20 protein-coding genes and 1 riboswitch are annotated in these 20,173 nt (G+C 50.4%); of the genes, 4 read left to right on the top strand and 16 right to left on the bottom strand.

All coding sequences use genetic code 11. From position 1 onward, the window contains the following. Nucleotides 1-106: 106 nt before the first annotated feature. On the bottom strand, nucleotides 107-631 hold the full coding sequence (locus NH461_RS18450) for a nicotinate-nicotinamide nucleotide adenylyltransferase (protein ID WP_261604075.1): 525 nt from the start codon (nucleotides 629-631) through the stop codon (nucleotides 107-109). 183 nt (nucleotides 632-814) lie between these two features. On the opposite strand from NH461_RS18450, the gene nadE reads away from it, so the two are divergent. Next, nucleotides 815-1,657: an ammonia-dependent NAD(+) synthetase gene (gene nadE / locus NH461_RS18445; protein WP_261604074.1), complete on the top strand. Its 843-nt coding sequence runs from the start codon at nucleotides 815-817 to the stop codon at nucleotides 1,655-1,657. A gap of 65 nt (nucleotides 1,658-1,722) precedes the next feature. Here the strand turns inward: nadE and NH461_RS18440 are convergent, their stop codons facing one another. The 10 genes from NH461_RS18440 to NH461_RS18395 all read right to left on the bottom strand — a co-directional run bounded on the left by NH461_RS18440 (nucleotide 1,723) and on the right by NH461_RS18395 (nucleotide 11,245). Beyond that, nucleotides 1,723-2,238, bottom strand: coding sequence for a phosphohydrolase (locus tag NH461_RS18440; protein ID WP_261604073.1), 516 nt, complete (start codon nucleotides 2,236-2,238; stop codon nucleotides 1,723-1,725). Nucleotides 2,239-2,399: 161 nt separating this feature from the next. Further along, nucleotides 2,400-2,576, bottom strand: coding sequence for a YoaH family protein (locus NH461_RS18435; protein ID WP_261604072.1), 177 nt, complete (start codon nucleotides 2,574-2,576; stop codon nucleotides 2,400-2,402). 63 nt (nucleotides 2,577-2,639) lie between these two features. After that, nucleotides 2,640-3,845, bottom strand: a complete 1,206-nt coding sequence (locus NH461_RS18430) for an NnrS family protein (protein WP_261604071.1) — start codon at nucleotides 3,843-3,845, stop codon at nucleotides 2,640-2,642. 193 nt (nucleotides 3,846-4,038) lie between these two features. After that, nucleotides 4,039-4,905, bottom strand: a complete 867-nt coding sequence (locus NH461_RS18425) for a DUF2861 family protein (RefSeq protein WP_261604070.1) — start codon at nucleotides 4,903-4,905, stop codon at nucleotides 4,039-4,041. Further along, nucleotides 4,905-5,573, bottom strand: a complete 669-nt coding sequence (locus NH461_RS18420; protein WP_261604069.1) for a response regulator transcription factor — start codon at nucleotides 5,571-5,573, stop codon at nucleotides 4,905-4,907. The genes NH461_RS18425 and NH461_RS18420 overlap by 1 nt, the downstream gene beginning before the upstream one ends. Continuing rightward, nucleotides 5,548-6,990: a sensor histidine kinase VxrA gene (vxrA, locus tag NH461_RS18415; protein ID WP_261604068.1), complete on the bottom strand. Its 1,443-nt coding sequence runs from the start codon at nucleotides 6,988-6,990 to the stop codon at nucleotides 5,548-5,550. The genes NH461_RS18420 and vxrA overlap by 26 nt, the downstream gene beginning before the upstream one ends. A gap of 193 nt (nucleotides 6,991-7,183) precedes the next feature. Further along, nucleotides 7,184-8,560, bottom strand: a complete 1,377-nt coding sequence (gene pntB, locus NH461_RS18410; protein ID WP_261604067.1) for a Re/Si-specific NAD(P)(+) transhydrogenase subunit beta — start codon at nucleotides 8,558-8,560, stop codon at nucleotides 7,184-7,186. A gap of 11 nt (nucleotides 8,561-8,571) precedes the next feature. Then, the gene (gene pntA, locus NH461_RS18405; protein WP_261604066.1) at nucleotides 8,572-10,128 is read right to left on the bottom strand and encodes a Re/Si-specific NAD(P)(+) transhydrogenase subunit alpha; all 1,557 of its coding nucleotides are present in this window, start codon (nucleotides 10,126-10,128) and stop codon (nucleotides 8,572-8,574) included. A 449-nt stretch (nucleotides 10,129-10,577) separates the two neighbouring features. Next, nucleotides 10,578-10,853 carry an HlyU family transcriptional regulator gene (locus tag NH461_RS18400; RefSeq protein ID WP_261604065.1) on the bottom strand — a complete coding sequence of 92 codons (276 nt, stop codon included), beginning with the start codon at nucleotides 10,851-10,853 and terminating at the stop codon, nucleotides 10,578-10,580. Nucleotides 10,854-11,053: 200 nt separating this feature from the next. Beyond that, nucleotides 11,054-11,245: a hypothetical protein gene (locus NH461_RS18395; protein ID WP_261604064.1), complete on the bottom strand. Its 192-nt coding sequence runs from the start codon at nucleotides 11,243-11,245 to the stop codon at nucleotides 11,054-11,056. Between the two features lie 268 nt (nucleotides 11,246-11,513). Between NH461_RS18395 and NH461_RS18390 the strand changes: the two genes are divergently transcribed. Further along, complete coding sequence (locus NH461_RS18390; protein WP_261604063.1) at nucleotides 11,514-12,476, top strand: hypothetical protein; 963 nt, start codon at nucleotides 11,514-11,516, stop codon at nucleotides 12,474-12,476. Between the two features lie 123 nt (nucleotides 12,477-12,599). Next, a riboswitch (FMN riboswitch) is annotated at nucleotides 12,600-12,786 on the top strand. 148 nt (nucleotides 12,787-12,934) lie between these two features. Then, complete coding sequence (ribB, locus tag NH461_RS18385) at nucleotides 12,935-13,612, top strand: 3,4-dihydroxy-2-butanone-4-phosphate synthase (protein WP_261604062.1); 678 nt, start codon at nucleotides 12,935-12,937, stop codon at nucleotides 13,610-13,612. A gap of 535 nt (nucleotides 13,613-14,147) precedes the next feature. Here the strand turns inward: ribB and NH461_RS18380 are convergent. Beyond that, the gene (locus NH461_RS18380) at nucleotides 14,148-15,905 is read right to left on the bottom strand and encodes a bifunctional metallophosphatase/5'-nucleotidase (RefSeq protein WP_261604061.1); all 1,758 of its coding nucleotides are present in this window, start codon (nucleotides 15,903-15,905) and stop codon (nucleotides 14,148-14,150) included. A 319-nt stretch (nucleotides 15,906-16,224) separates the two neighbouring features. After that, nucleotides 16,225-16,620, bottom strand: coding sequence for a VOC family protein (locus NH461_RS18375; RefSeq protein WP_261604060.1), 396 nt, complete (start codon nucleotides 16,618-16,620; stop codon nucleotides 16,225-16,227). Nucleotides 16,621-16,846: 226 nt separating this feature from the next. On the opposite strand from NH461_RS18375, the gene NH461_RS18370 reads away from it, so the two are divergent. Continuing rightward, nucleotides 16,847-18,502 carry an ATP-dependent endonuclease gene (locus tag NH461_RS18370; protein ID WP_261604059.1) on the top strand — a complete coding sequence of 552 codons (1,656 nt, stop codon included), beginning with the start codon at nucleotides 16,847-16,849 and terminating at the stop codon, nucleotides 18,500-18,502. A gap of 30 nt (nucleotides 18,503-18,532) precedes the next feature. Here NH461_RS18370 and NH461_RS18365 read toward each other — a convergent pair whose 3' ends face one another. Genes NH461_RS18365 through NH461_RS18355 form a run of 3 tightly spaced genes read right to left on the bottom strand, consistent with a single transcriptional unit; the run spans nucleotide 18,533 to nucleotide 20,140 of the window. Continuing rightward, nucleotides 18,533-19,069 (bottom strand): DUF3833 domain-containing protein, encoded by a 537-nt coding sequence (locus tag NH461_RS18365; protein WP_261604058.1) that lies wholly within the window; start codon nucleotides 19,067-19,069, stop codon nucleotides 18,533-18,535. Between the two features lie 25 nt (nucleotides 19,070-19,094). Beyond that, nucleotides 19,095-19,643, bottom strand: coding sequence for a chalcone isomerase family protein (locus NH461_RS18360; protein WP_261604057.1), 549 nt, complete (start codon nucleotides 19,641-19,643; stop codon nucleotides 19,095-19,097). After that, on the bottom strand, nucleotides 19,640-20,140 hold the full coding sequence (locus NH461_RS18355; RefSeq protein WP_261604056.1) for a DUF2878 domain-containing protein: 501 nt from the start codon (nucleotides 20,138-20,140) through the stop codon (nucleotides 19,640-19,642). The genes NH461_RS18360 and NH461_RS18355 overlap by 4 nt, the downstream gene beginning before the upstream one ends. Nucleotides 20,141-20,173: the final 33 nt, after the last annotated feature.

Raw genomic sequence — 20,173 nt, 5'->3', positions numbered from 1 at the left:
ATACCTGCGGGCCACAGATTTAAGCCCAGAAACACGGCATGTGAAATCCATCTACAACTCACGAAACCCTGCCTTTTCTTACCAAACTCTACACACGTACTTTTAATTATTGGAAACGATAACGTTCTCTATCTTCGAGCATTTTAGCGACTTGCGGTGTCGTTAAATGTGAAATACAGCCATTATTGACAATATTATCACGAATTTGCGTACTCCGAATATTGACAGTTTCCGGGCAGGCAAGTACCTGCCATTGAGCCAAAATCTCATCGGCCTTATAGAACTTGTGAAAATTCAGAAAGTTGTCCGGCCCAACGACAAACGTCAGTTGAGCGTCAGGCTGACGTTTCTGCAGCTCAGTTAACACCGCAAATGTGGTAATCGATTCCTGGCCCACCGCCATTTCCTGTTCCAGACGGGATAATTCAAGATTCGGTAGCCCCAAATCGGCAATGAAAGCTTCAACCAGTTCACAGCGAGCTTCATAGTCGATCATCACCTTGCCCCACGCATGGGCAAAGCTCGGTAGCAGCAACACCCGATCAAAATGCTGCAGCCGTTCCAGCACGGATTTATGCCCTAAACTCGGTGGGTTAAATGCACTACCAAAAACGGCAATCGATACTGTCATAGCGAATGTGGCCCTTTTTTATACCAATTTACGATTTATTTGATTTTATCGTTTGTTCAGGATTGATCCTCTTAAAGAGTTATCGCATGATTTTGGAAAAGGTTTAACGCTAAGACTGAAGTTTTTCTCTTCAGTTCGGCTATTTGGTTAGAAAGCGGGCAATGCCCTGAGGATTCTCTCACTATGGAACAGCTCATTCGCGCGGAGATGCGCGTTTTACCGGAAATTGATGTCGATTTTGAGATCCAGCGCCGTATCAGTTTCATTCAGACAAAAATGAAGCAAACCGGATGTAAGTCTCTGGTGCTAGGGATCAGTGGCGGTGTTGACTCAACCCTTTGCGGCCGCTTGGCGCAACTGGCGATTAACCGGTTGAATGACGAAAGCAATTCTCACGACTATCAGTTCATCGCGGTCCGCCTGCCTTACGGTGAGCAACATGATGAAGACGAGGCCCAGATGGCGCTGTCTTTTATTCAACCGACCCACTCGGTCAGCGTGAATATCAAAGATGGCGTGGATGGCCTGCACGCCAGCACATTAGCAGCCCTGGAGCAAACGCCGCTGGCACCTGAGTGTCACATCAAGCAGGATTTCGTAAAAGGCAACGTGAAGGCCCGCGCGCGCATGGTCGCTCAATACGAAATCGCCGGTTTGGTGGGGGGGATGGTTCTGGGAACGGATCATTCTGCCGAGAACATTACCGGCTTCTATACCAAGTTCGGTGACGGGGCGTGTGATTTGGCACCGCTGTTTGGTCTGAATAAACGTCAGGTTCGCCTGCTCGCCGCAACGTTGGGTGCGCCGGAAGTGCTGGTGAAGAAAGTACCGACCGCCGATCTGGAAGAGCTGGCACCGCAGAAGCCGGATGAGCACGCCCTGCTGGTCACCTATGACCAAATCGATGATTTTCTGGAAGGTAAACCGGTTGAATCCGAAGTTGCCGAGCGTTTGGTCGAGATTTATCAGGCAACTCAGCACAAGCGTCAGCCAATCCCGACCATCTATGACGAAGAGCAAGCGTGATAGCGTCGAGAAATCATGAGCAAGAAAAAGGGGCTTTACGCCCCTTTTTATCACCACAATCGTTCTCAGGATGCCTGAGAACGATTAATTAAGTTGTCCAATTCCCACCAAATTGCCTCGCACAGCCCCTGGCGATATACCGCCTCTTTAAAGTTTGTATGCTCCTGTTGATACAAACTGAAATAGGATGCTTCACCATGTAAGCTGGCGCGAACATTTGCCAACCGATCGCAAGCCTTCACAATCAGCGCAATTCTGGCCGCTTCTTCATCAACATCTAACGCAGCCAAACGCTGATGAATTTCAGCTTTGCGTGACAACCGATTATCAAACTTGCCATCGCTGATATAGGCGACGGCATCGGCAACCAGAAATCCGAAATCTGCGGCCAATTCATCAACACTGGTTTCCGTATCTTCAATAACATCATGAAGTTGCGCGACAACCATCGCATCAGTGCCAAACGGGCTGGCCAGGCGGGATACCGCTTCAAGGTGGACATAATACGGGACACTGCCATACATTTGGCCCTGATGCTTTGCTCTGGCTAATGTACGTGCTTTTAAGTACCGATTATTCATCCGCCCCCCCTGTGTAAAAGTTCATACAAAAAGCTAACGCTTCAAGTGTATTTCAGCTCGGAACACTTTGCTAAACCCTATTGACACAGTTGAGATTTTACGCACAATTTGATGAAAAAACAGGCGCCAATTGGCGCCTGTCCGTATCCTGTTTTACCGCACTATTCAGCGTCTGCATCGCTGTCCTGTGCCTGGTTTTTCGCGTCAGCCTCGCGAATTTCATTCGCAACCATCATGATTGCCTCCCCGCTGCTGATTCCCTGAGCCATGAGTTCATGGATTCGTTCAGCAGCCTGTTGCTGCTGCTCGTGCGTCAATGTTGGCGTGTTATTCAGCATGACTGTATATTTCTGCTCATTGAAAATGGAGCGGTATTTTAGGCATAAAAGTACCCAATGTCACTAACCCGGTCTGCCGTCCAATCGTGGACACGTTAGGATTGGATAATAAACCACGGTGAAAATCCCGAATGCGCAAGCCCACAACAGCGCAGAAACGATATAGCTGCTGATTGCCAGCGACGGAAAAATCATCAGCATTAACGTCCGCGCCAAAGCTGAACACATCATGAGGACAAAGCCTGCAACCATCCAGCGCCGGATTTGAAGCGGGCGTCCGGTATGACCTAACGAGACCCGGGCTATCATCGCCAGAATCATCGCTCCAATCCCGCCAACCGTCATAAAATGAAGCGCGACACTGTAACTTACCGCCCCCGTCATTTGTTGCGCGGCAAGCAGTAACAACCCGAGAATCATAAACAGATAAGCAAAATGCAGCAGCCACAGTAGCGGCACGCTCAATGTCGACCAAGTCCGCCAGCGCAAAAAGCGCAGCAAGTTAAATACAGCCGTTGCAGCCAGCAACCCTGGCAGTGCCACCTCACGGATCGCAATCGGAATAGGGAGTAGCACACAAGCCAAGAGTAGCCAGCACGGGATCAGTGCTGCGCGCTCGAGCCAGGTGATCCGAGTGATCTGCTCGGTTTGGGTGCCTCGCCAGGTGAAAAATGGAATCACCCTGCCCCCAACAACCAGTACAATCACTGAAATTGTAACAATAGCCACCATCGACACGTGATGCACGTTATCATCTGAGATGCCCAGGGCAATCAAATGAAAGCGCGCATTTAAGTAAGTCAGCAATAAAATCAACGGAGAGAAAAACAAGTTATTCCATTGCTTCCGCAGCACAATTGGCTTCGCCAGGAAATAAGCGGCTAATGGCATCCACAGTAGATCAAATACCATCCACACCCACCCGGGCGTTGAAAAAAGCAGCCCAAGTCGTGCCACAAGCCAGCAACAAAAGATGATGGCCAGCCGCCAGCCTCTTACGCCGGGATTGCCGGTCCAGTTTTGCACCGCCGTCAGGAGAAAACCGACAATAATGGCCCCGGTAAATCCAAACAACATTTCATGGCTATGCCACCAGATGGGATGACCATACATCCACCCAGAAAGATTAACAGTCCCTGACCAGAACATGGCCCAAATCACCATGGCAATCACCGAAAAAGCGCTTCCGGCCAGGAAAAACGGTCGAAAAGCCAGACGAAAAAGTGGGGGGATCCGTTGCTCCTTGGCTTGATCAAGAATCTGCATCATACGGCTACCTATCGCATCATTTAAACATGCATGAATAATACACCTTTAAAGTTGCAATGAAAATACATCTTTAAGACAAAAAGCAGGGTCCCGTGGAAACGACGTGACAGCATGAGCAAAGATAAAACAGCCCGCCAGGTTTGTGCAACCGAGCGGGCTTAGTCTTTAATTCATATTCTGGGCTTTGACCGGGTCAGAATCCCGGATAATCTACCGGGCGGGTGATACGCTGGATATCCAGAATCGCAATATTGCCTTGCCAGCGGCTTTCAATCAGACCGACACTCAGCCAGTAGCGACCGTCTGCGACATCAATCACCGGCAACGTGGTGGGTAACCGGCCATCAACATTTTCGGTCCACAGCGGCGTCCAGCTGGTGTCATTGAGATCATAGAGGCTCATCGACAGCACTTCTGACGGACAAGCCGGATTCGGCAATCCACCCTGTTCGATTCGCCAGTTCTTGCTGTCTTTCCAGCCAATCCGCTGCTTCGCCAACGGAGACGTTAAAACGACCCACTGATTCAACACTTCATCCTGAGCCGTGGTAATGGTCAACTGATACAGGCCGGCTTCCACGGGCGCTTCCAGTCGACGCGCCTCGACATTGAAGTACCCTCCATCCGCAATCCGGGGGGTGGTATTAATCACATCCTGATCCGGCCATTTCGACAACCGAACCTCTTTCAGCTCTGTTCGGCTGGTACCGTTAATCGAGAGCTTCAGCATGGTCTGATTGACGCTTTGTATTACTTCTCGCTGGATCGCCAGGTTAGGCAACCAGTCAGGTAACGTGCCTTGAGATAAGCTCCGGCCACAATCCTCGGTGATCGCCAGTTGTAGCAGCTGATTAAGGTTATTCTGCTGGGTGCCGTCAGGCTGCTGTTGCCAGGCTTGTACCATGCTGCCAAAGCTATCAGCCGTTTTCCCTTCCAACAACCGCTGATGAGCGACCGTGTAGACATCCTGCCCGGCAAACCAACCCGTAGCAAAACTCGGTGACACCAGCACCGAGTTGAGGAACAGCAACGAACAGGTTAAAGAAAGCTCTTTTCGCATTACTTCGATGATTTCATTCGGTAGCCGACACCACGCAGGGTTTCAATTTCGATACCCGGTAACTTTTGGCGTAGCTGAAGAATATGAGTATCGACGGTACGCGTAGTCGGATAGTGGTTATAGCCCCAGACCTGATCCAGCAACTCATCCCGCGTAAACACACGGCCCGAGTGCTTGGCCAGAAAGACCAACAGTTCAAATTCGGTGCGTGTCAGCACGATGACATCTTCACCTTGCTTCACTTCCCGGCTATCCAGATCAATATCAATATTACCGACTGAAATGACATTGGCCGCTTGTGCCGGCTGCTCATCACCGTTGCGGAGATGAACCCGGATCCGTGCCAGCAGCTCTTCTTCGGCAAACGGCTTGGTCAGATAGTCTTTTGCACCTGAATCCAGCCCATCGACTTTGTCAGAAATCGATACCATGGCTGTGAGCAGAATGACCGGCAAATGCTTCATCTCAAGCCAGCCGTTCAGGTAATCCAGAGAGTCGCCCTCAGGTAACTGGCGATCCAGCACCACCAAATCTGCCTGGGGCCAGAGATCAGCGACTTTTGTTGCACAATCCGCGTAGAGGCATTCGTAGCCTGCTTCTCTCAGGCTTTCCAGCAAACCAGCAGCTAAATTTTGGTCATCTTCAACCAGAAGCAGTGTTTGATTCACACGGTATCTCCAAAATAAAAGTGGTAGGCGGACCTTGTAACTTCATTCGTCCGCCCATTCTACGTATCATCGATTCTACGATTGTAAGACCAAGCCCCAGGCCTTTTTCACTGACAAAGGGCTTTCTTAATCGAGCCCAGTCTTTTGATCCGAGCTGTCCCTTATCTTCAACTCTTACAATCAACTTTCCATCACGAAACGATGACGATAAAGTGATCGGCGCAGTGCCGTATTTCTGGGCATTAGATAACAAATTATCAATACAAGTGCCCAGCCAGTAAATATTGACCGAGACAGAGCGATCCTCTGCCAACTGGAGAGAAACGCCTGCATAGGGTTCACTCAGGTATTCCATCCATTCATTGAAGGAATCAACCTGCTGAACGCTTAATTCTTGTTGGTTTGCTTGCAAATAATCCTTGCTGGCCTCGGCCAGCTGGCGCAAGCGTCTGGCATCGTCGGTAAGCCGCCTGAATTCATCATATAGGCTTTCGGGCAAAGCATCAAAGTGCCTGCGGAAACCCTCAACTGTCATGCCCAGACTCGCGATCGGTGTCCGCAATTCGTGAGTCAGAATCTGCAGCACCAGCATGCGCTCTTGCATGGCACGGCGACGGATCCGCAACCGGTACACACCCCAGCCAACCAACAAGGCAATGTTGCCGACCAGCAAACCGACCAGCAGATAAAACGTCAGCTGAGACTTATCTTCTTCCTGCCAACAGATATTGCCGCTTTTGACCAGGCAAAAGTCCGTTTGGTTCAACCGAATAAAATGCATGTCGTATTTATTCAGCGCCACCGACCAGGCCGGCTGATCATAGACATAATATTCATTGCCATTGCGGATCCAGAGCTCGCCGTTGGAAATGAACGTTTTCGCACCGGCAATATAGACCTGGATCTCTTCGCTGCTCATACGCTGAAGCCGTCCCAGCGCCGTATTGGTCGGCGCCAGTTCCCGCTCCTGAATGTGCAAATAGCCCGCCAGTTGCTGGGCTGCTTCCGGATGTTTCTCGATATATCGGGTAGCATAACTACCACCGCCCGGATGAATATAACCTGAACGGACAAACCAGCCTTTCGGCAGGATTGTGTTGTTGCAGATTGCCCGGGTAAAGACGACCGGATGCGTCACCAGCGGGCTGACCGGCCAGGGGCCTTTACAGCTGATCGCATTGGCATAAAGGCGTCTCAGAGACTTCAGCGGATATGCCGAGGATTGCGGTAGCAAACTTGATGGCAATAACAGCGGATTCGGGAATTGGCTTTGTAGTTGCCTGAAATCGTACGTCGCCAGCGGCTCGCTGTTGAGTAACTCGGAACGGACCGCATCAATGCGATCAGATAAGGTATCCGTTGATGCAAGGCTTCCCCCTGAAATCAACAGCGAAAACAATAAGACATACTTTCTCATGCCGGCAAGTGTATCACTCAATTCCGGTGATATGTCAGCAAATTGTCATTCATCAGAAGGATTAACGGCGTGGTTGGCCAGAAAAGATTCGAACTCCCGGCCTTCTCAAAACAACAATAGACTTCCAGCTATACCCCGGAATCTAAAAAAGGGAGCCCGAAGGCTCCCTGATTGATGCGCAATGCCAGCGTGGTTAGATATGCTCAAGAATCTTGTTACATGACTCTTTCGCATCACCAAACAGCATTTGCGTATTTTCTTTGAAGAACAACGGGTTTTGAACACCGGCATAACCGGTATTCATTGAGCGCTTGAACACAATCACATGCTTGGCGTCCCAGACTTCCAGAACCGGCATTCCGGCAATCGGGCTGTTCGGATCTTCCAGCGCAGCCGGGTTCACCGTGTCATTGGCCCCGATCACCAACACCACATCGGTTTCTTCGAAATCATCGTTGATTTCATCCATTTCCAGCACAATGTCATACGGCACTTTGGCTTCCGCCAGCAGCACGTTCATATGACCCGGCAGACGACCGGCAACCGGGTGGATCCCGAAACGAACGTTCACCCCTTTCTTGCGCAGCTTCTCGGTAATTTCATGTACCGGATACTGAGCCTGAGCAACAGCCATACCGTATCCCGGAGTAATAATCACCGAACGTGCATCACTCAGCATTTCCGCAACTTCTTCAGCAGAAGCTTCGTGGTGTTCACCCTGCTCTTCATCACCGGTAGAAACGGAACCATCAGTCCCGAAGCCACCGGCAATGACGCTGATGAATGAGCGGTTCATCGCCTTACACATGATATAAGACAGAATCGCACCGGAAGAGCCGACCAAGGCACCGGTGACAATCAACAGATCGTTAGCCAGCATGAAACCCGCTGCCGCTGCGGCCCATCCTGAATAGGAGTTCAGCATGGATACCACAACCGGCATATCCGCACCACCGATGGAAGCGACCAGGTGGTAACCGAAGGCAAATGCAATCAGAGTGACAATAATCAGCGCGAACATCGAGCCTTCCGCGTTGACAAACATCATCAGCAGAAGAATAGAAACCACAACCGCAGCCAGGTTCAGCTTATGGCGATGCGGCAGCATCAGCGGCTTAGATGAAATCAGCCCGCGAAGTTTACCGAACGCAACAATTGAACCGGTAAAGGTAACCGCACCGATAAAGACACCCAAGAAGATTTCAACCAAGTGGATGTTGAGCATGGCACCGGTCAGATCACCGTGGTCCAGGAAGGTGTTAAAACCAACCAGAACCGCAGCCATCCCGACGAAGCTGTGCAGAATGGCAACCAGCTCCGGCATTTCGGTCATTTCAACTTTCTTCGCGTAATGGATACCAATCGCACCACCCATGATCATCGCCAGAATAATCCAGCCGGTCCCTTGGGCTTCCGGACCAAAGATCGTTGCAATCAGCGCAATGGCCATCCCGGCGATGCCGTAGTAGTTCCCTGCGCGTGCTGTTTCCTGCTTGGAAAGTCCCGCCAGTGACATGATAAAAAGTACGGCAGCAACAAGATATGCCGCTTGTACGATTCCTGCAGACATTTGTTACTCCTTTATTTATCTTTACGGAACATTTCAAGCATGCGCTTGGTCACGGTGAAGCCACCGAAAATGTTAATGCTGGCAATCAGCACGGCGATAAAGGCCAGGAAGGTGACGACACCGATCCCCTGCCCGATTTGCAGCAATGCCCCGACGATGATGATCCCGGAGATGGCATTGGTCACCGACATCAACGGTGTATGCAGTGCGTGCGTGACATTCCATACCACGTAATAACCCACCACACAGGCAAGCACAAACACCGTAAAGTGAGACAGGAATTCTGCCGGAGCGACATTGGCCACCCAACCAAAGGCAGCAATGCCCGCGGCCATCAAGCCATACTTTTTCGCAGGAGAGGTTGGCTCGGCTTGTTTCGGCGCAACCACTGCTGCCTGCTTGGCAGGTTGTGGCTGGGCTGCAGAAACTTTAATCGGTGGCGCCGGCCAGGTGACTTCACCTTCTTTGATAACCGTCAGACCACGCAGAACTTCATCATCAAAGTTAATGTCGATGGTGCCGTCTTTTTCTTTGCACAGTAGTTTGAGCAGGTTAACCAGGTTGGTCCCGTACAGCTGAGAAGACTGTGTTGGCAGACGGCCGACCATATCGGTATACCCGATAATCTTGACGCCGTTCGCCGTGGTGATCACTTTATCAGCTTCGGTATAGGCACAGTTACCACCGTTGGCAGCCGCCAGGTCAACAATGACACTGCCCGGCTTCATTGAATCCACCATTTCCTGGGTGATCAGTTTCGGTGCCGGACGGCCCGGGATCAGCGCCGTGGTAATGATAATGTCGACATCTTTAGCCTGCTCAGCGTACAGACGTTCAGCAGCCTTATTGAATTCATCCGACATCTCTTTGGCATAGCCGTCACCGGTGCTGGTGTCTTCCTTGAAATCAACTTCCAGGAACTCTGCACCCATTGACTCAACCTGCTCTTTCACTTCAGGTCGAACATCAAAGGCACGAACAATCGCCCCCAGGCTACCGGCAGCACCGATCGCCGCAAGACCCGCGACCCCGGCACCGGCGACCAGCACCTTCGCCGGTGGTACTTTACCGGCCGCTGTAATTTGCCCGGTAAAGAAACGGCCAAACTCATGAGCAGCTTCAACGACAGCACGGTAACCGGCGATGTTTGCCATGGAGCTCAGCGCATCCAGTGCTTGCGCACGTGAAATACGCGGCACAGAGTCCATCGCCATCACATTAATTTTTTTGCTCGAAAGCTTTTCAAGCAATTCCGGGTTCTGCGCCGGCCAGATAAAGCTAACCAGGCTTGCCCCTTCTTTGATCAATTCGAACTCATCAACACCAGTCTCAGGGTTAACCTGAGGTGCATTGACCTTCAGAATCACATCTGATTGCCAGACTTCCTCTGTCGAGACCACACTCGCACCCGCGGTTTCATAGGCCGCATCGTCGAAACTTGCATGAATACCAGCGTTATGCTCAATCGCAACGCTGAACCCCATTTTTAATAACTGTTCAACCGTTTTCGGCGTCGCAGCCACTCGCGTTTCATTGGCGAGTGTTTCTTTTGGCACACCAATTAGCATTATTATTCCCTGAACATTGGCAAAGAAGTTCTATTTTTGTATCCAACCCACAGAGTAATATCAAGTACCTTGTAGGAATAATACAAAACTTTCAAACATAAACATCATTATTGAAGTCGGATGTTACCTTACAACAGAAATAAAAGAACGTTTAATACAGATGGACAGAGGTCAAACCTCAAATGAAATTAGTAAATTATCATCAATAAGACGAATAAAATGCCACTTCATTTCAACTTGACACTCAAATCGTTCAAAAAAGCACACTGGGCGTTCGAAATAGCCGTTTGAAACGCATCAAAGAGAGATAGCGCGATCGCCAAAGCGGGACGTTGTCACCGATCTTCCTTGAATGATTTTCAGGCACGATACCTTCCGTGCTGCTTCACCCTGCCGTATATAAGCAATATGCCGGTGACAGGTACCGGCATATTTTGCATTCAAAAAAATCAGAACATGCTTTCGCCGGTCTGATCGATGAACATTTTGGCCTTATTGAGCATAAATGCTTCAGCATCTTGCTTCGAAGCCAACAGATCCGAGCGGATGAACAGATGGGTTTTGAGCTCACCTTCAACTTCCTTACAGATCCGTCCAGCGATACGGTACTGACCGTTTTCAGCGATCGGCTCAGGATAAATCAAGTAACCTTCGTATTCGACAGGTTCTACCTCAATGACCTTCTTGTCCTTCTCCAAACCAAATAACTTTGAAAAAAAGCCCACCTAATATCTCCACGGTTCATACACATACGCTCGTATAATGCCATATTCTCATCGAAAGTAATTCAATACAGACGAAAAACCCTAGTCATTATCACACAACCAAACATCACAACAATTGGTTAACGCACAGGCAATATTTTATAAATAAAAAAAACGCCGACAGATGTCAGCGTTTATAAAATATAATTTCGAACCCGAGCTTAGCGATACAATCCAATATCTTTTTGCAAGTGGGCTGGAAGATCTGAAACGTTATATTGTTTAGGCGCAGTCTCGCCGCCAAACAAAATATCCAATGCGTGTGCAATCAATCCTTTGATGTTAACCGCATAGGCTTTTTTCTCCATTACAACATTCGTAGCGATGGTGTCAAAATTCATTGCCTGTGCCATGATTGCCTCTCTTTCGTTATCATTCTGAACTGAGGCAATAATAACCGCTTCATTTTACACGTAAAAATGACAATATTTCGATGTCAAGATTAGATTTTCTAATGCGTTAACAGGCCGTTACGGGCAATTTCCCCTCCTAAAATAAACCCTAACCCAGGATGCATAATTAAGCATCAAGCCGCCTGTTGGGTGGTATTTTAATCATACGCTTGCATTCGTTTTTTGTTTTGTATAACAATAGCGCAACATTCACCCAGAAAAATAAACTATGCTGAGCCTGCTCTCAAAACACTCATCCTTATTACTCATTCTTGCCGCTGTACTGGGATTTCTGTTCCCGGACTGGTCGGCGCAACTGTTTCCGTTTTTACCTTATGTCCTGTTTAGCCTGATGTTGTTCACTCTCATCGGCATGCAGCAAGGCGTGTTGCTCAAGCTGCTGGCAAAAGCGGACATTTGGCGCTATGCCCTGTTTCATTCGGTTGCCCTGTCTGTCCTCACCACAGCGATCGCTTCCCTGCTGGGTGCCGGTAGTTCTCTGCTACTGGCCATTTCCGCGGTTGCCGCGACAGGCTCGCTGTTTGCAACACCGGCGATTGCACGCTCAGTCGGGCTGGAGCCATTAAAAGCCATGGCCATGACGATTGCATCCACTTTGCTAATGCCTGCGGTGCTTTATATCAACCTGCTGCTTTTTCAGGATGACAGTGTCACGCTGGACCTCAGCAGCTATCTGCAACGCTTGGTGATTTTTATCTTTGGTCCGATGCTGTTTTCAGCCCTTTGTTATCGGTTCGTGCCGCATCAGGTCTTACACCGAATCCATGGCAAACTCTCCCAGGTGACCATTCTGTTGGTGCTGGCTTTTCCTTTCGGACTGATTGGCTCTTTTCGTGAAACGTTTGATCAATCGATATTCAACGGCCTGTTTTATCTGTTGGCGGGTCTTGCCATCTGCGCACTGTTTTTCATTGCCGGATACCTTGCTTATCGTCACCAGGGAGTCGACGAAGCGTTGCTCGCCGCGATAACCTCAGCTAATCGAAATGTTCTGCTGACATTTACCGTTGCCGGCAGCTATCTGGGACCGGATTTCCTGGTGCTGATGGGCGCTATACAGTTACCGACCTACTGCTTGCCATTGCTGGTCAAGCACTTGTCGCGCCGCCTGAAGCAAGCAGAAGCATTCACCGGATCCGGGGCCAAGGCCACCGAACATTCAGCAAAATAATCTGCGGTGAATTCGTCATCTGTTGCCTGCATATAAAGCCATCGCCCCGCTACTGAGTTCAAACTTATTACGTAAAATCAGCACTTTCACTTGCGTCAAAGGCATGAGTTTTCTAAGATGCCAGAGCATTCTCAGGGCGGGGCGAAATTCCCCACCGGCGGTAGTTCAGGCGTCAACCTAGTCTGGAAAGCCCGCGAGCGCTTAGCCACTTCTCTCAAATGAAGTGATTAAGGTCAGCAGATCTGGTTCAGTGCCCGAACAGGCATCAATCCAGAGCCGACGGTTATAGTCCGGATGAAAGAGGATCAGTGGAGGCCATGTGCCTCGAGCTATACATGACTTGTCGGCGCTTTAATGCGTGGGCGTGGTCACACCTACCTGTAGCACGATTTCAGACGATCTGAAACGCTGAATTTCTATGCCCTGATTCTGGTATTTTTTATTTGGAGCTTTTTACCATGAATCAGTCTTTACTCTCCCCGATGGGAACCCCATTTGAACGTGTTGAAGCCGGCCTGCAAGCGATCCGCGAAGGTCGTGGCGTCTTAGTCGTGGACGACGAAGATCGTGAAAATGAAGGGGACATTATCTTTGCTGCGGAAACGCTGACCCCGGCGCAAATGGCCATCATGATCCGTGAATGTTCCGGGATTGTGTGTTTGTGCTTAACGGAAGAACGGGTCCAGCAACTCGATCTGCCGATGATGGTCGACAACAACACCAGCGCGAACCAAACAGGCTTTACCGTGACCATTGAAGCGGCTCAGGGCGTCACCACCGGTGTGTCGGCGGCTGATCGCGTAACAACCATCAAGACGGCAATTGCTGACGATGCAAAACCATCGGACCTGAACCGTCCTGGCCACGTTTTCCCGCTGAAAGCGAATCCGGAAGGTGTGCTGGCACGCCGCGGGCATACGGAAGCAACCATCGATCTGATGCGTCTGGCCGGCCGTAAACCTTATGGTGTCCTGTGCGAGTTAACCAATCCGGATGGCACCATGTCTCGCCTGCCGGAAGTCATCGCCTTTGGTGAGAAATTTGATATGCCGGTACTGACCATTGAAGATTTGGCCGCTTACCGACTGGCCAAGGAAGTGGCCAATACCGAGCAACCTCAGGCCGTCAGCGCCTAATCCGCAGATACCCGACCAGAAAACACATCAAAGCCGTGTTCCAGAAACACGGCTTTTTTCATTTTGCTCAGCCTCTGAACCAGCTTTGTCTGGCGAACTCAGCTACTCGGATTCATTCAATGCCCCGGTAGTGATTGAGGCGGTTGGTTATTGAACCGGCATTGATTGAGTCGCTATTAAACCCCAACGGCAGGAATGAAGTAGACCAGAACAGACCAAGCAGAAATCCAGCCAGTGACCATTGCAATATCTAACCAATCTTTATCCATTTTCTTTCCCCCCGTTGCCTATTTCTGACATTCTTCTGACATTGATATATATCGACATCTCACCTATTTCATTAAGGCTTTTTTTGATTATTTTTTACCCCACAAGTGGAAATCCATCGCAGTGGAAGCAAGATCAAAAAAAGCGCCACCACAGTGACGCTTTTTACTTTTATAAATCTGATTTTCTGACGCTTTAAGTTTTAGATTTAAGACTTAAACTTGAACTTTAATCAGGCCCTATAACAATGAAGGCATGAAAAATTCACTCAGGCGACATCCTGCGAACACTGGCAGGGAATATACCGAATCAGAGCTTCTTCCGGTGCCGTCAAATACTGCCTGTCTGCCGCATAGTCTGCAAAAGCGTCCGCCATGGTGACATTCAGCGCTTGTGGCTCAGCAATACAATCCAGCAAGGCGTCGTACCCTTCTTTGCCGTTTGCGGTATAACCCGATGAAACCGATGTATAGGTCACCTCATCTTCAACAGCAACCCAAAGACCATTACGGTAAGTTTCCAATTGCTCAATCCGGCGACCTTCGTCGCTGCAACAGCGGTAGGTAAATCGGAGGTTTGCCGTATACGGGAAGCTACCCGTGCCGGTGCCTTCAATGCCGTTATCAATGGCGTTGTTAATGGCGCCTTCCAGCGCTTCTCGCACCCGCTTCCCTTTGACTTGGTAGACCATTAAACCAATCGCAAATGGCAGCAACCGGCCGGCAATATCCGCCGACGTGATCGGCCCCGGGTTCAGGGAAGCACGCACACCACCGGCATTGTGAATAGCAAAGTCCACATCATGGCCTAACTGGCGCCCTTTCCACAGAAAACTATCGACCACCAGCGGTGCGATATGGCTGCCACCACGACTGTCCGGAATACGGACATGGCGTAGCGGCTCGCCCACTTCTGCAATGTGTAGGGTTTGGAGCTCCCGTACCGCAGGCCGGAATTGGGTATTCAGTAAATTCTCAATCAGCGGATCTTTGGCACAGAATCGCACGTTAGGTTGGGCGGCCAGGTACGTTTTCACCGCGTCATGGGTACTTTCTTCGAGATGCTCGCTACGCGACGCATCTACGGTAAACTGGCGTCCCAGTAATAACTGATTGACGCCGGTTGCACTGGCAACCGTACCGTCTGCATTAAAATCCAGATCCAGCTGACCTAAAGCTAATGCGTTACAACCCGCCTGAACGACACACGTCCCCTGAACCATGCGGGCATATTCATCAGTGACACCGTAACCCACGTTGGTAAAGTCGCCTTGCATGGTATGCGTATGGCCACCAATAATCGCTCCCAGCCCTTCCACCTGTGCCGCAAGTTCCAGATCGCGCTCATAGCCCAAATGGCTGATCAGCACGATTTTATTGATCCCCTGTTGACGGATCGCTGCGATGGTTTGTTCTGCCACCTCAACCACATCCAGGAAATCGGTGTCCGGATCCGGATTCGCGATCCCGGCCATGTTTTCAATGGCTAACCCGAATAAAGCAACCGGTTCGCCCAGCACGTCTTTCACGATATAGCGTGCATGTCCGGCATGATGATCAAAAGCATAAACGCCCGCTTTATCCCGCAGCGGATTCGGCTTGGCCTGATTTTCCTGCGACAGGTCCCAGTTTCCGGCTAATAGCGGAAAATGAACCTGATCCATAAAATCAGCCACCGGGGCATTGCCCATATCCAGCTCATGATTCCCCAACGCCATCGCTTCAACCCCGATGGCGTTGAGTAATTTGGCGTTGGCATAGCCTTTATATAAGGAGAAATACAAGGTGCCCTGGAAGCAGTCACCCGCATGCACGAACATGAACTCTCGCCCTTTCAGATGGGCTTGTCTCTGAACATCCTTAACCGCTGAAGACACGCGAGAAAACCCGCCGCAACTGGCATACACCGACGTTTGCCCATCGAGGACGGTCTCGGGCAGATTCAAAGAAATCGATGAGGGTTCGAAATGCGAGTGGGTGTCGTTGATGTGGGCGATCGTAATTTTCGCTGAGCGGTTATTTGTCATATAGACTTATTGACTCCGTATACTGCCGTTGCGGGCTATGATAATACAATATGATGCCAATCACATAATTTCCTGCAACATTCTATCGTTCAGGCTCTCTTGATGATTATAGTTAGTCGAACATGACGACAATTTGATGACAAGTATAACGCGTTGCTGTCATGGCTGTGTTATATAACCTGACCGGAGACCCATAGATACACAAAGCATTGATTTATAAATGGTTTCTTGAGAAAAGAAGCCCGTGAGAATAGGTTTGGGGATTCGATAGTACCTCGGCGGTACTATCGAAACGGAGGTACTATCGAAACAGATGCGCTTACTGATAGCGGCCGTGGCGTTGCAGGAATTCGATCTTGTAACCGTCCGGATCCTGAATAAAGAAGAACTTAGCCAGAAGTTGGCCGTCGCGGAAGAACTCCTTAATGTCAGCCGGCTCATAACCAAATCCCACCAGCTTCTCACGCTCGGCTTCCAGGTTATCCACGGCCACTGCAATATGGCCATAACCGCTGCCATGTGTGTACGCTTCTTCGGTCCCGTGGTTCCAGGTCAGCTCCAGTTCCATGTCGTTTTCTTCATTGCGCAGGTAAACCAGTGTGAATCCTTCAAAATCCAGGCGCTCGGCAATCTCCAGATCCAGCGCTTGTTTATAAAACTTGAGTGACTTATCCAGATCCAGAACGCGAACCATTGCGTGGATAATCTTAGCCATCTGACATCTCCAGTGGTATTCGTTATTTTTCTTCCCCTAAGCCTCTGAATCAACAGACGATTAAGGACATTTCATGTGCAGGACTATAGCAATCCCGATAGCCGACAACAAGAGGAAGCACAGAAATGAGCCTAATTGCATGAACCATAAAGACTTCTTTTGGAAATGTGAACTTGGCACACCTGAGATCCAACCAGGTGCTGTAAGCTAAATACAGAGGTGAACTATGCATTTAAAGCGAATTGAAGTATCCGGGTTCAGGGGTATCAAACGCCTGTCATTAACATTGAACGAACTGACCGTTTTGGTGGGTGAAAATGCATGGGGGAAATCCTCGCTTCTGGATGCCCTGAGTATCGCGCTGTCGCCGGATGCCCACCTTTATAATTTCAAATTCGCCGATTTCCATGTCGACTATGCTGCCGGTCATACCAAAATGACCCAGCTGCAAATTGTGTTGCATTGGGTGGAAGACTACCCCGGGGAACATAAAGCGCGCAAGTATCGGGGTTTTGCCCCAGTATGGATCACCGATGCCGACAATATTCATCACCTCTACTATCAGATCAATAGCGTGGTGAAGGACGATAAAATTACCACCTATCGGGACTTTCTGAACGACAAAGGTGAAATCATCGCGTGCCCCAACACTGAAAAACTCGTCCGTCACCTGATGGTATTGCACCCGATCGTACGGATCCGCGATGCGCGCCGCTTACGCACCGGGATCGAGCCACACAATGGGAACGGACAAAATCAGAAAGAGCTTGATGAGCGAGCCCGAATTCAGCGTCGGCTGGATAATACCTGTGAGCGGCTGATGACCCGGCCGGGGCATGTCAGCTCCGGAGAACTCAAAAGCAGCATTAAGGCCCTGCGTACCTTGATGGATCACTACTTTGCCTTTACACCGCATAGCCGGGAAGCCAAATTTGACCGGACTCACTTCCCCGACCGCGCCCAATCGATCGTCAATCCGCTCGACCAGCTGACTCAGCCACAAATGACGAAGCAAAGTCGGCTGATCCTGATGGGCCTGCTCAATGCCTTTATTCGGGCACGTGGACCAGTTGAGTTGAAACGGATCTCCCGCCCCTTGATGATCCTGGAAGATCCGGAAGGCCGCCTGCACCCAACACTGCTGCATCAGGCCTGGGCGTTTATGGTCAACATGCCGATGCAAAAGATCCTCACCACCAACAGTGCAGATCTCACGACAGCTGTGCCGCTGCGTTCGATCCGTAAGCTGATCCGCGAACCGGACCGGACCCGTGTCTATTCTATGGAGGGGACACGACTGAGCCGGGATGAAGAACGCCGCGTCACGTTTCATGTGCGTTTGCACCGGCCCAGTGCCCTGTTTGCCCGGGTCTGGTTGTTGGTTGAAGGGGAAACCGAAGTTTGGCTGTTCAACGAGTTTGCACGGATGTCCGGCTATAATCTGGCCGCCGAAGGTGTACAAATCATTGAATTTGCCCAGAGCGGGCTGAAACCGCTGATCAAAGTCGCCCGGAACCTGGGGATTGAATGGCACCTGGTCGCCGATGGGGACTTAGCCGGGAAGAAATATGCGGAGACTGTTCGCAACTTGCTTGGTGGTGATTCCGAGCGCCATCGCCTGACGGTACTGCCGAATCACGACATCGAACATTTTTTGTTCCATCACGGCTATGAGCCCCTGTTCCGTCAGCTGGCCAACATGCCGGAAAACAATCCGGCATCACCGAAAAAAATCATCATGCGGGCCTTAAAACGCCACGCAAAACCTGATGTTGCCCTGGCGATGGTGGCTTACACCAGCGAAGATCATATTGACGATATTCCATTACTGTTACGTTGGATCCTCAAACGAGTCGTCGCCATGTCGCGAGGCATGGTGTAACCAAATCGATCATCTGTTCAACACGAACCGTCACTGTTTTTCAAAGAACAGCGTGATGGTCCCTACGGTCACGCCCCATTTCTTCATCGTTGCGCGATTAAACACGCGCTTGCTATCCTGGCGAAACATCCAGTCATCAAGGCTGATATCAAACGTCGTCTCCCCGACCGGGACACGCAGGACATATTGCCAGCGCAATGCATTTCCGATGCTTCGCCCCTTGGCTTCTCCAATCACATCACCGGCACGTCCCACATAGTGCCCCTTGTCCAGCCCGCGATGAATCACCCAGGTTCGCTGCTGTTTTTCACCATTATCGAACAGAAAATCTTCATCTAACGTGAGCTGGTTTCCCGCGACCACTCCGCGGATATCGACTTCAAACCGGCGGGTTAACTTTCCCTGCCAGTCTTGCAGCATCCCCCAGGCTTTCACGTGCCCGTCAAAGTATTCGAACAACTGAAATTCTGGTGTCGTGCCGCGATAATCTTCAATCGTTGATGAGCACCCGGGCAAACAGAGCAACCCCATCATCAATAATCCGGTTTTGAACGCCTTCCATCCCATGCTGTCCCCCATGTTATTGTCACGGTTAAGCCTGACCGATTAACTGACGACGTAACTTCGGATAAGCCGTTCTCGGCGAGAGCCAGATTTGAATAAAGGCCAGCGACATTTCTTTATCCCGAATTGTCCCGATGATGCGATTGTCCTGATAAAAAATGCCGCCTTCCCGATTCACCACAAAGATCAGCCGATCGCCTTTGCGAACATCCGGCCAGATTTCAGCCAGCCGTGCCAGCCAGCGTTGACGCTTGTTGGCCGCGATACCCAGGTGCCGCCATTGCTCATCCGTGGCTTCCAGTAAATCTTCCTGATCAATCTCACGCTGATACTTAATCACCAACGCCAGTTCTTCCATACCCGGCAGATACTCACCACTTGGGGTTCTCAGCTCCGAATCGTAAATCACCCAAGGGCCCCAGGTCAGCCGGGCATCCCCGACCGCCGGCCAACTTTGCCACGGGGTCATGGCAACTGACGGATTCGCGTACGCCAATGCCATCAGGACCAAAGCCAGACTCATGATGTGAGCCACCATTCCGGATTGATGCCATCCGGTCTTTATTGAACGGTTCATAACACCTCCCGCTCAGAACGATACCAATAACGGATGAATTTCAGCGCCAACAGGGAAAATCCCAACCAGCACAGAGTTAACACGGCCATTGTGGGCAATATCCCCAAAGGCCAGTCAACGGCACCCAGGCGATAACCGGCGAAATAACTGGCAGCACCGCCAAGTCCGCCCAGAAGCACCAGCCCCCCCGTTGAGGAACGGTTCAGTACCTCACGAATCATCCATAAAAAGGTGCCGAAACCAAACCAGAGCAATGCCAGCCAGGCGGGGATCCCCCAAACCTCGAACGACAAGACGCCCAAAGAAATGAGGGTGACGTCCATGGCAATCCCGCAACCGGCGATGATGGTGGCGAACTTCCAGACGTGCCGCGTCATCCACCAGCACACCAGGAGTGAGCCAACCAAAAGCCAGAGATATGAATTTTGTCCGAGCACGGCGAGTAACCAGTACAGGTTGAACAACACTCCCACCGTCAACAGTTCACGCGTTGCCATGTTGTGCTTACCTTTTGGCTGCAATGGCGCTAT

This window comes from Photobacterium sp. TY1-4 (assembly GCF_025398175.1).
In the GTDB taxonomy this organism is placed as follows: Bacteria; Pseudomonadota; Gammaproteobacteria; order Enterobacterales; family Vibrionaceae; genus Photobacterium.
The sequence above is the reverse complement of the archived record's forward strand: the minus strand, read 5'-3'. Positions and strand labels throughout refer to the sequence as shown.

What these genes read in the sequence shown, in the direction of transcription:
- NH461_RS18365 (WP_261604058.1), bottom strand. Translation starts at nt 19,069, where the DNA reads ATGGGATGGAAGGCGTTCAAAACCGGATTATTGATGATGGGGTTGCTC.
- pntB (WP_261604067.1), bottom strand. Translation starts at nt 8,560, where the DNA reads ATGTCTGCAGGAATCGTACAAGCGGCATATCTTGTTGCTGCCGTACTT.
- NH461_RS18425 (WP_261604070.1), bottom strand. Translation starts at nt 4,905, where the DNA reads ATGCGAAAAGAGCTTTCTTTAACCTGTTCGTTGCTGTTCCTCAACTCG.
- ribB (WP_261604062.1), top strand. Translation starts at nt 12,935, where the DNA reads ATGAATCAGTCTTTACTCTCCCCGATGGGAACCCCATTTGAACGTGTT.
- vxrA (WP_261604068.1), bottom strand. Translation starts at nt 6,990, where the DNA reads ATGAGAAAGTATGTCTTATTGTTTTCGCTGTTGATTTCAGGGGGAAGC.
- NH461_RS18375 (WP_261604060.1), bottom strand. Translation starts at nt 16,620, where the DNA reads ATGGCTAAGATTATCCACGCAATGGTTCGCGTTCTGGATCTGGATAAG.
- NH461_RS18440 (WP_261604073.1), bottom strand. Translation starts at nt 2,238, where the DNA reads ATGAATAATCGGTACTTAAAAGCACGTACATTAGCCAGAGCAAAGCAT.
- pntA (WP_261604066.1), bottom strand. Translation starts at nt 10,128, where the DNA reads ATGCTAATTGGTGTGCCAAAAGAAACACTCGCCAATGAAACGCGAGTG.
- NH461_RS18355 (WP_261604056.1), bottom strand. Translation starts at nt 20,140, where the DNA reads ATGGCAACGCGTGAACTGTTGACGGTGGGAGTGTTGTTCAACCTGTAC.
- NH461_RS18380 (WP_261604061.1), bottom strand. Translation starts at nt 15,905, where the DNA reads ATGACAAATAACCGCTCAGCGAAAATTACGATCGCCCACATCAACGAC.
- NH461_RS18395 (WP_261604064.1), bottom strand. Translation starts at nt 11,245, where the DNA reads ATGGCACAGGCAATGAATTTTGACACCATCGCTACGAATGTTGTAATG.
- NH461_RS18360 (WP_261604057.1), bottom strand. Translation starts at nt 19,643, where the DNA reads ATGAACCGTTCAATAAAGACCGGATGGCATCAATCCGGAATGGTGGCT.
- NH461_RS18370 (WP_261604059.1), top strand. Translation starts at nt 16,847, where the DNA reads ATGCATTTAAAGCGAATTGAAGTATCCGGGTTCAGGGGTATCAAACGC.
- NH461_RS18430 (WP_261604071.1), bottom strand. Translation starts at nt 3,845, where the DNA reads ATGATGCAGATTCTTGATCAAGCCAAGGAGCAACGGATCCCCCCACTT.
- NH461_RS18390 (WP_261604063.1), top strand. Translation starts at nt 11,514, where the DNA reads ATGCTGAGCCTGCTCTCAAAACACTCATCCTTATTACTCATTCTTGCC.
- NH461_RS18435 (WP_261604072.1), bottom strand. Translation starts at nt 2,576, where the DNA reads ATGCTGAATAACACGCCAACATTGACGCACGAGCAGCAGCAACAGGCT.
- nadE (WP_261604074.1), top strand. Translation starts at nt 815, where the DNA reads ATGGAACAGCTCATTCGCGCGGAGATGCGCGTTTTACCGGAAATTGAT.
- NH461_RS18450 (WP_261604075.1), bottom strand. Translation starts at nt 631, where the DNA reads ATGACAGTATCGATTGCCGTTTTTGGTAGTGCATTTAACCCACCGAGT.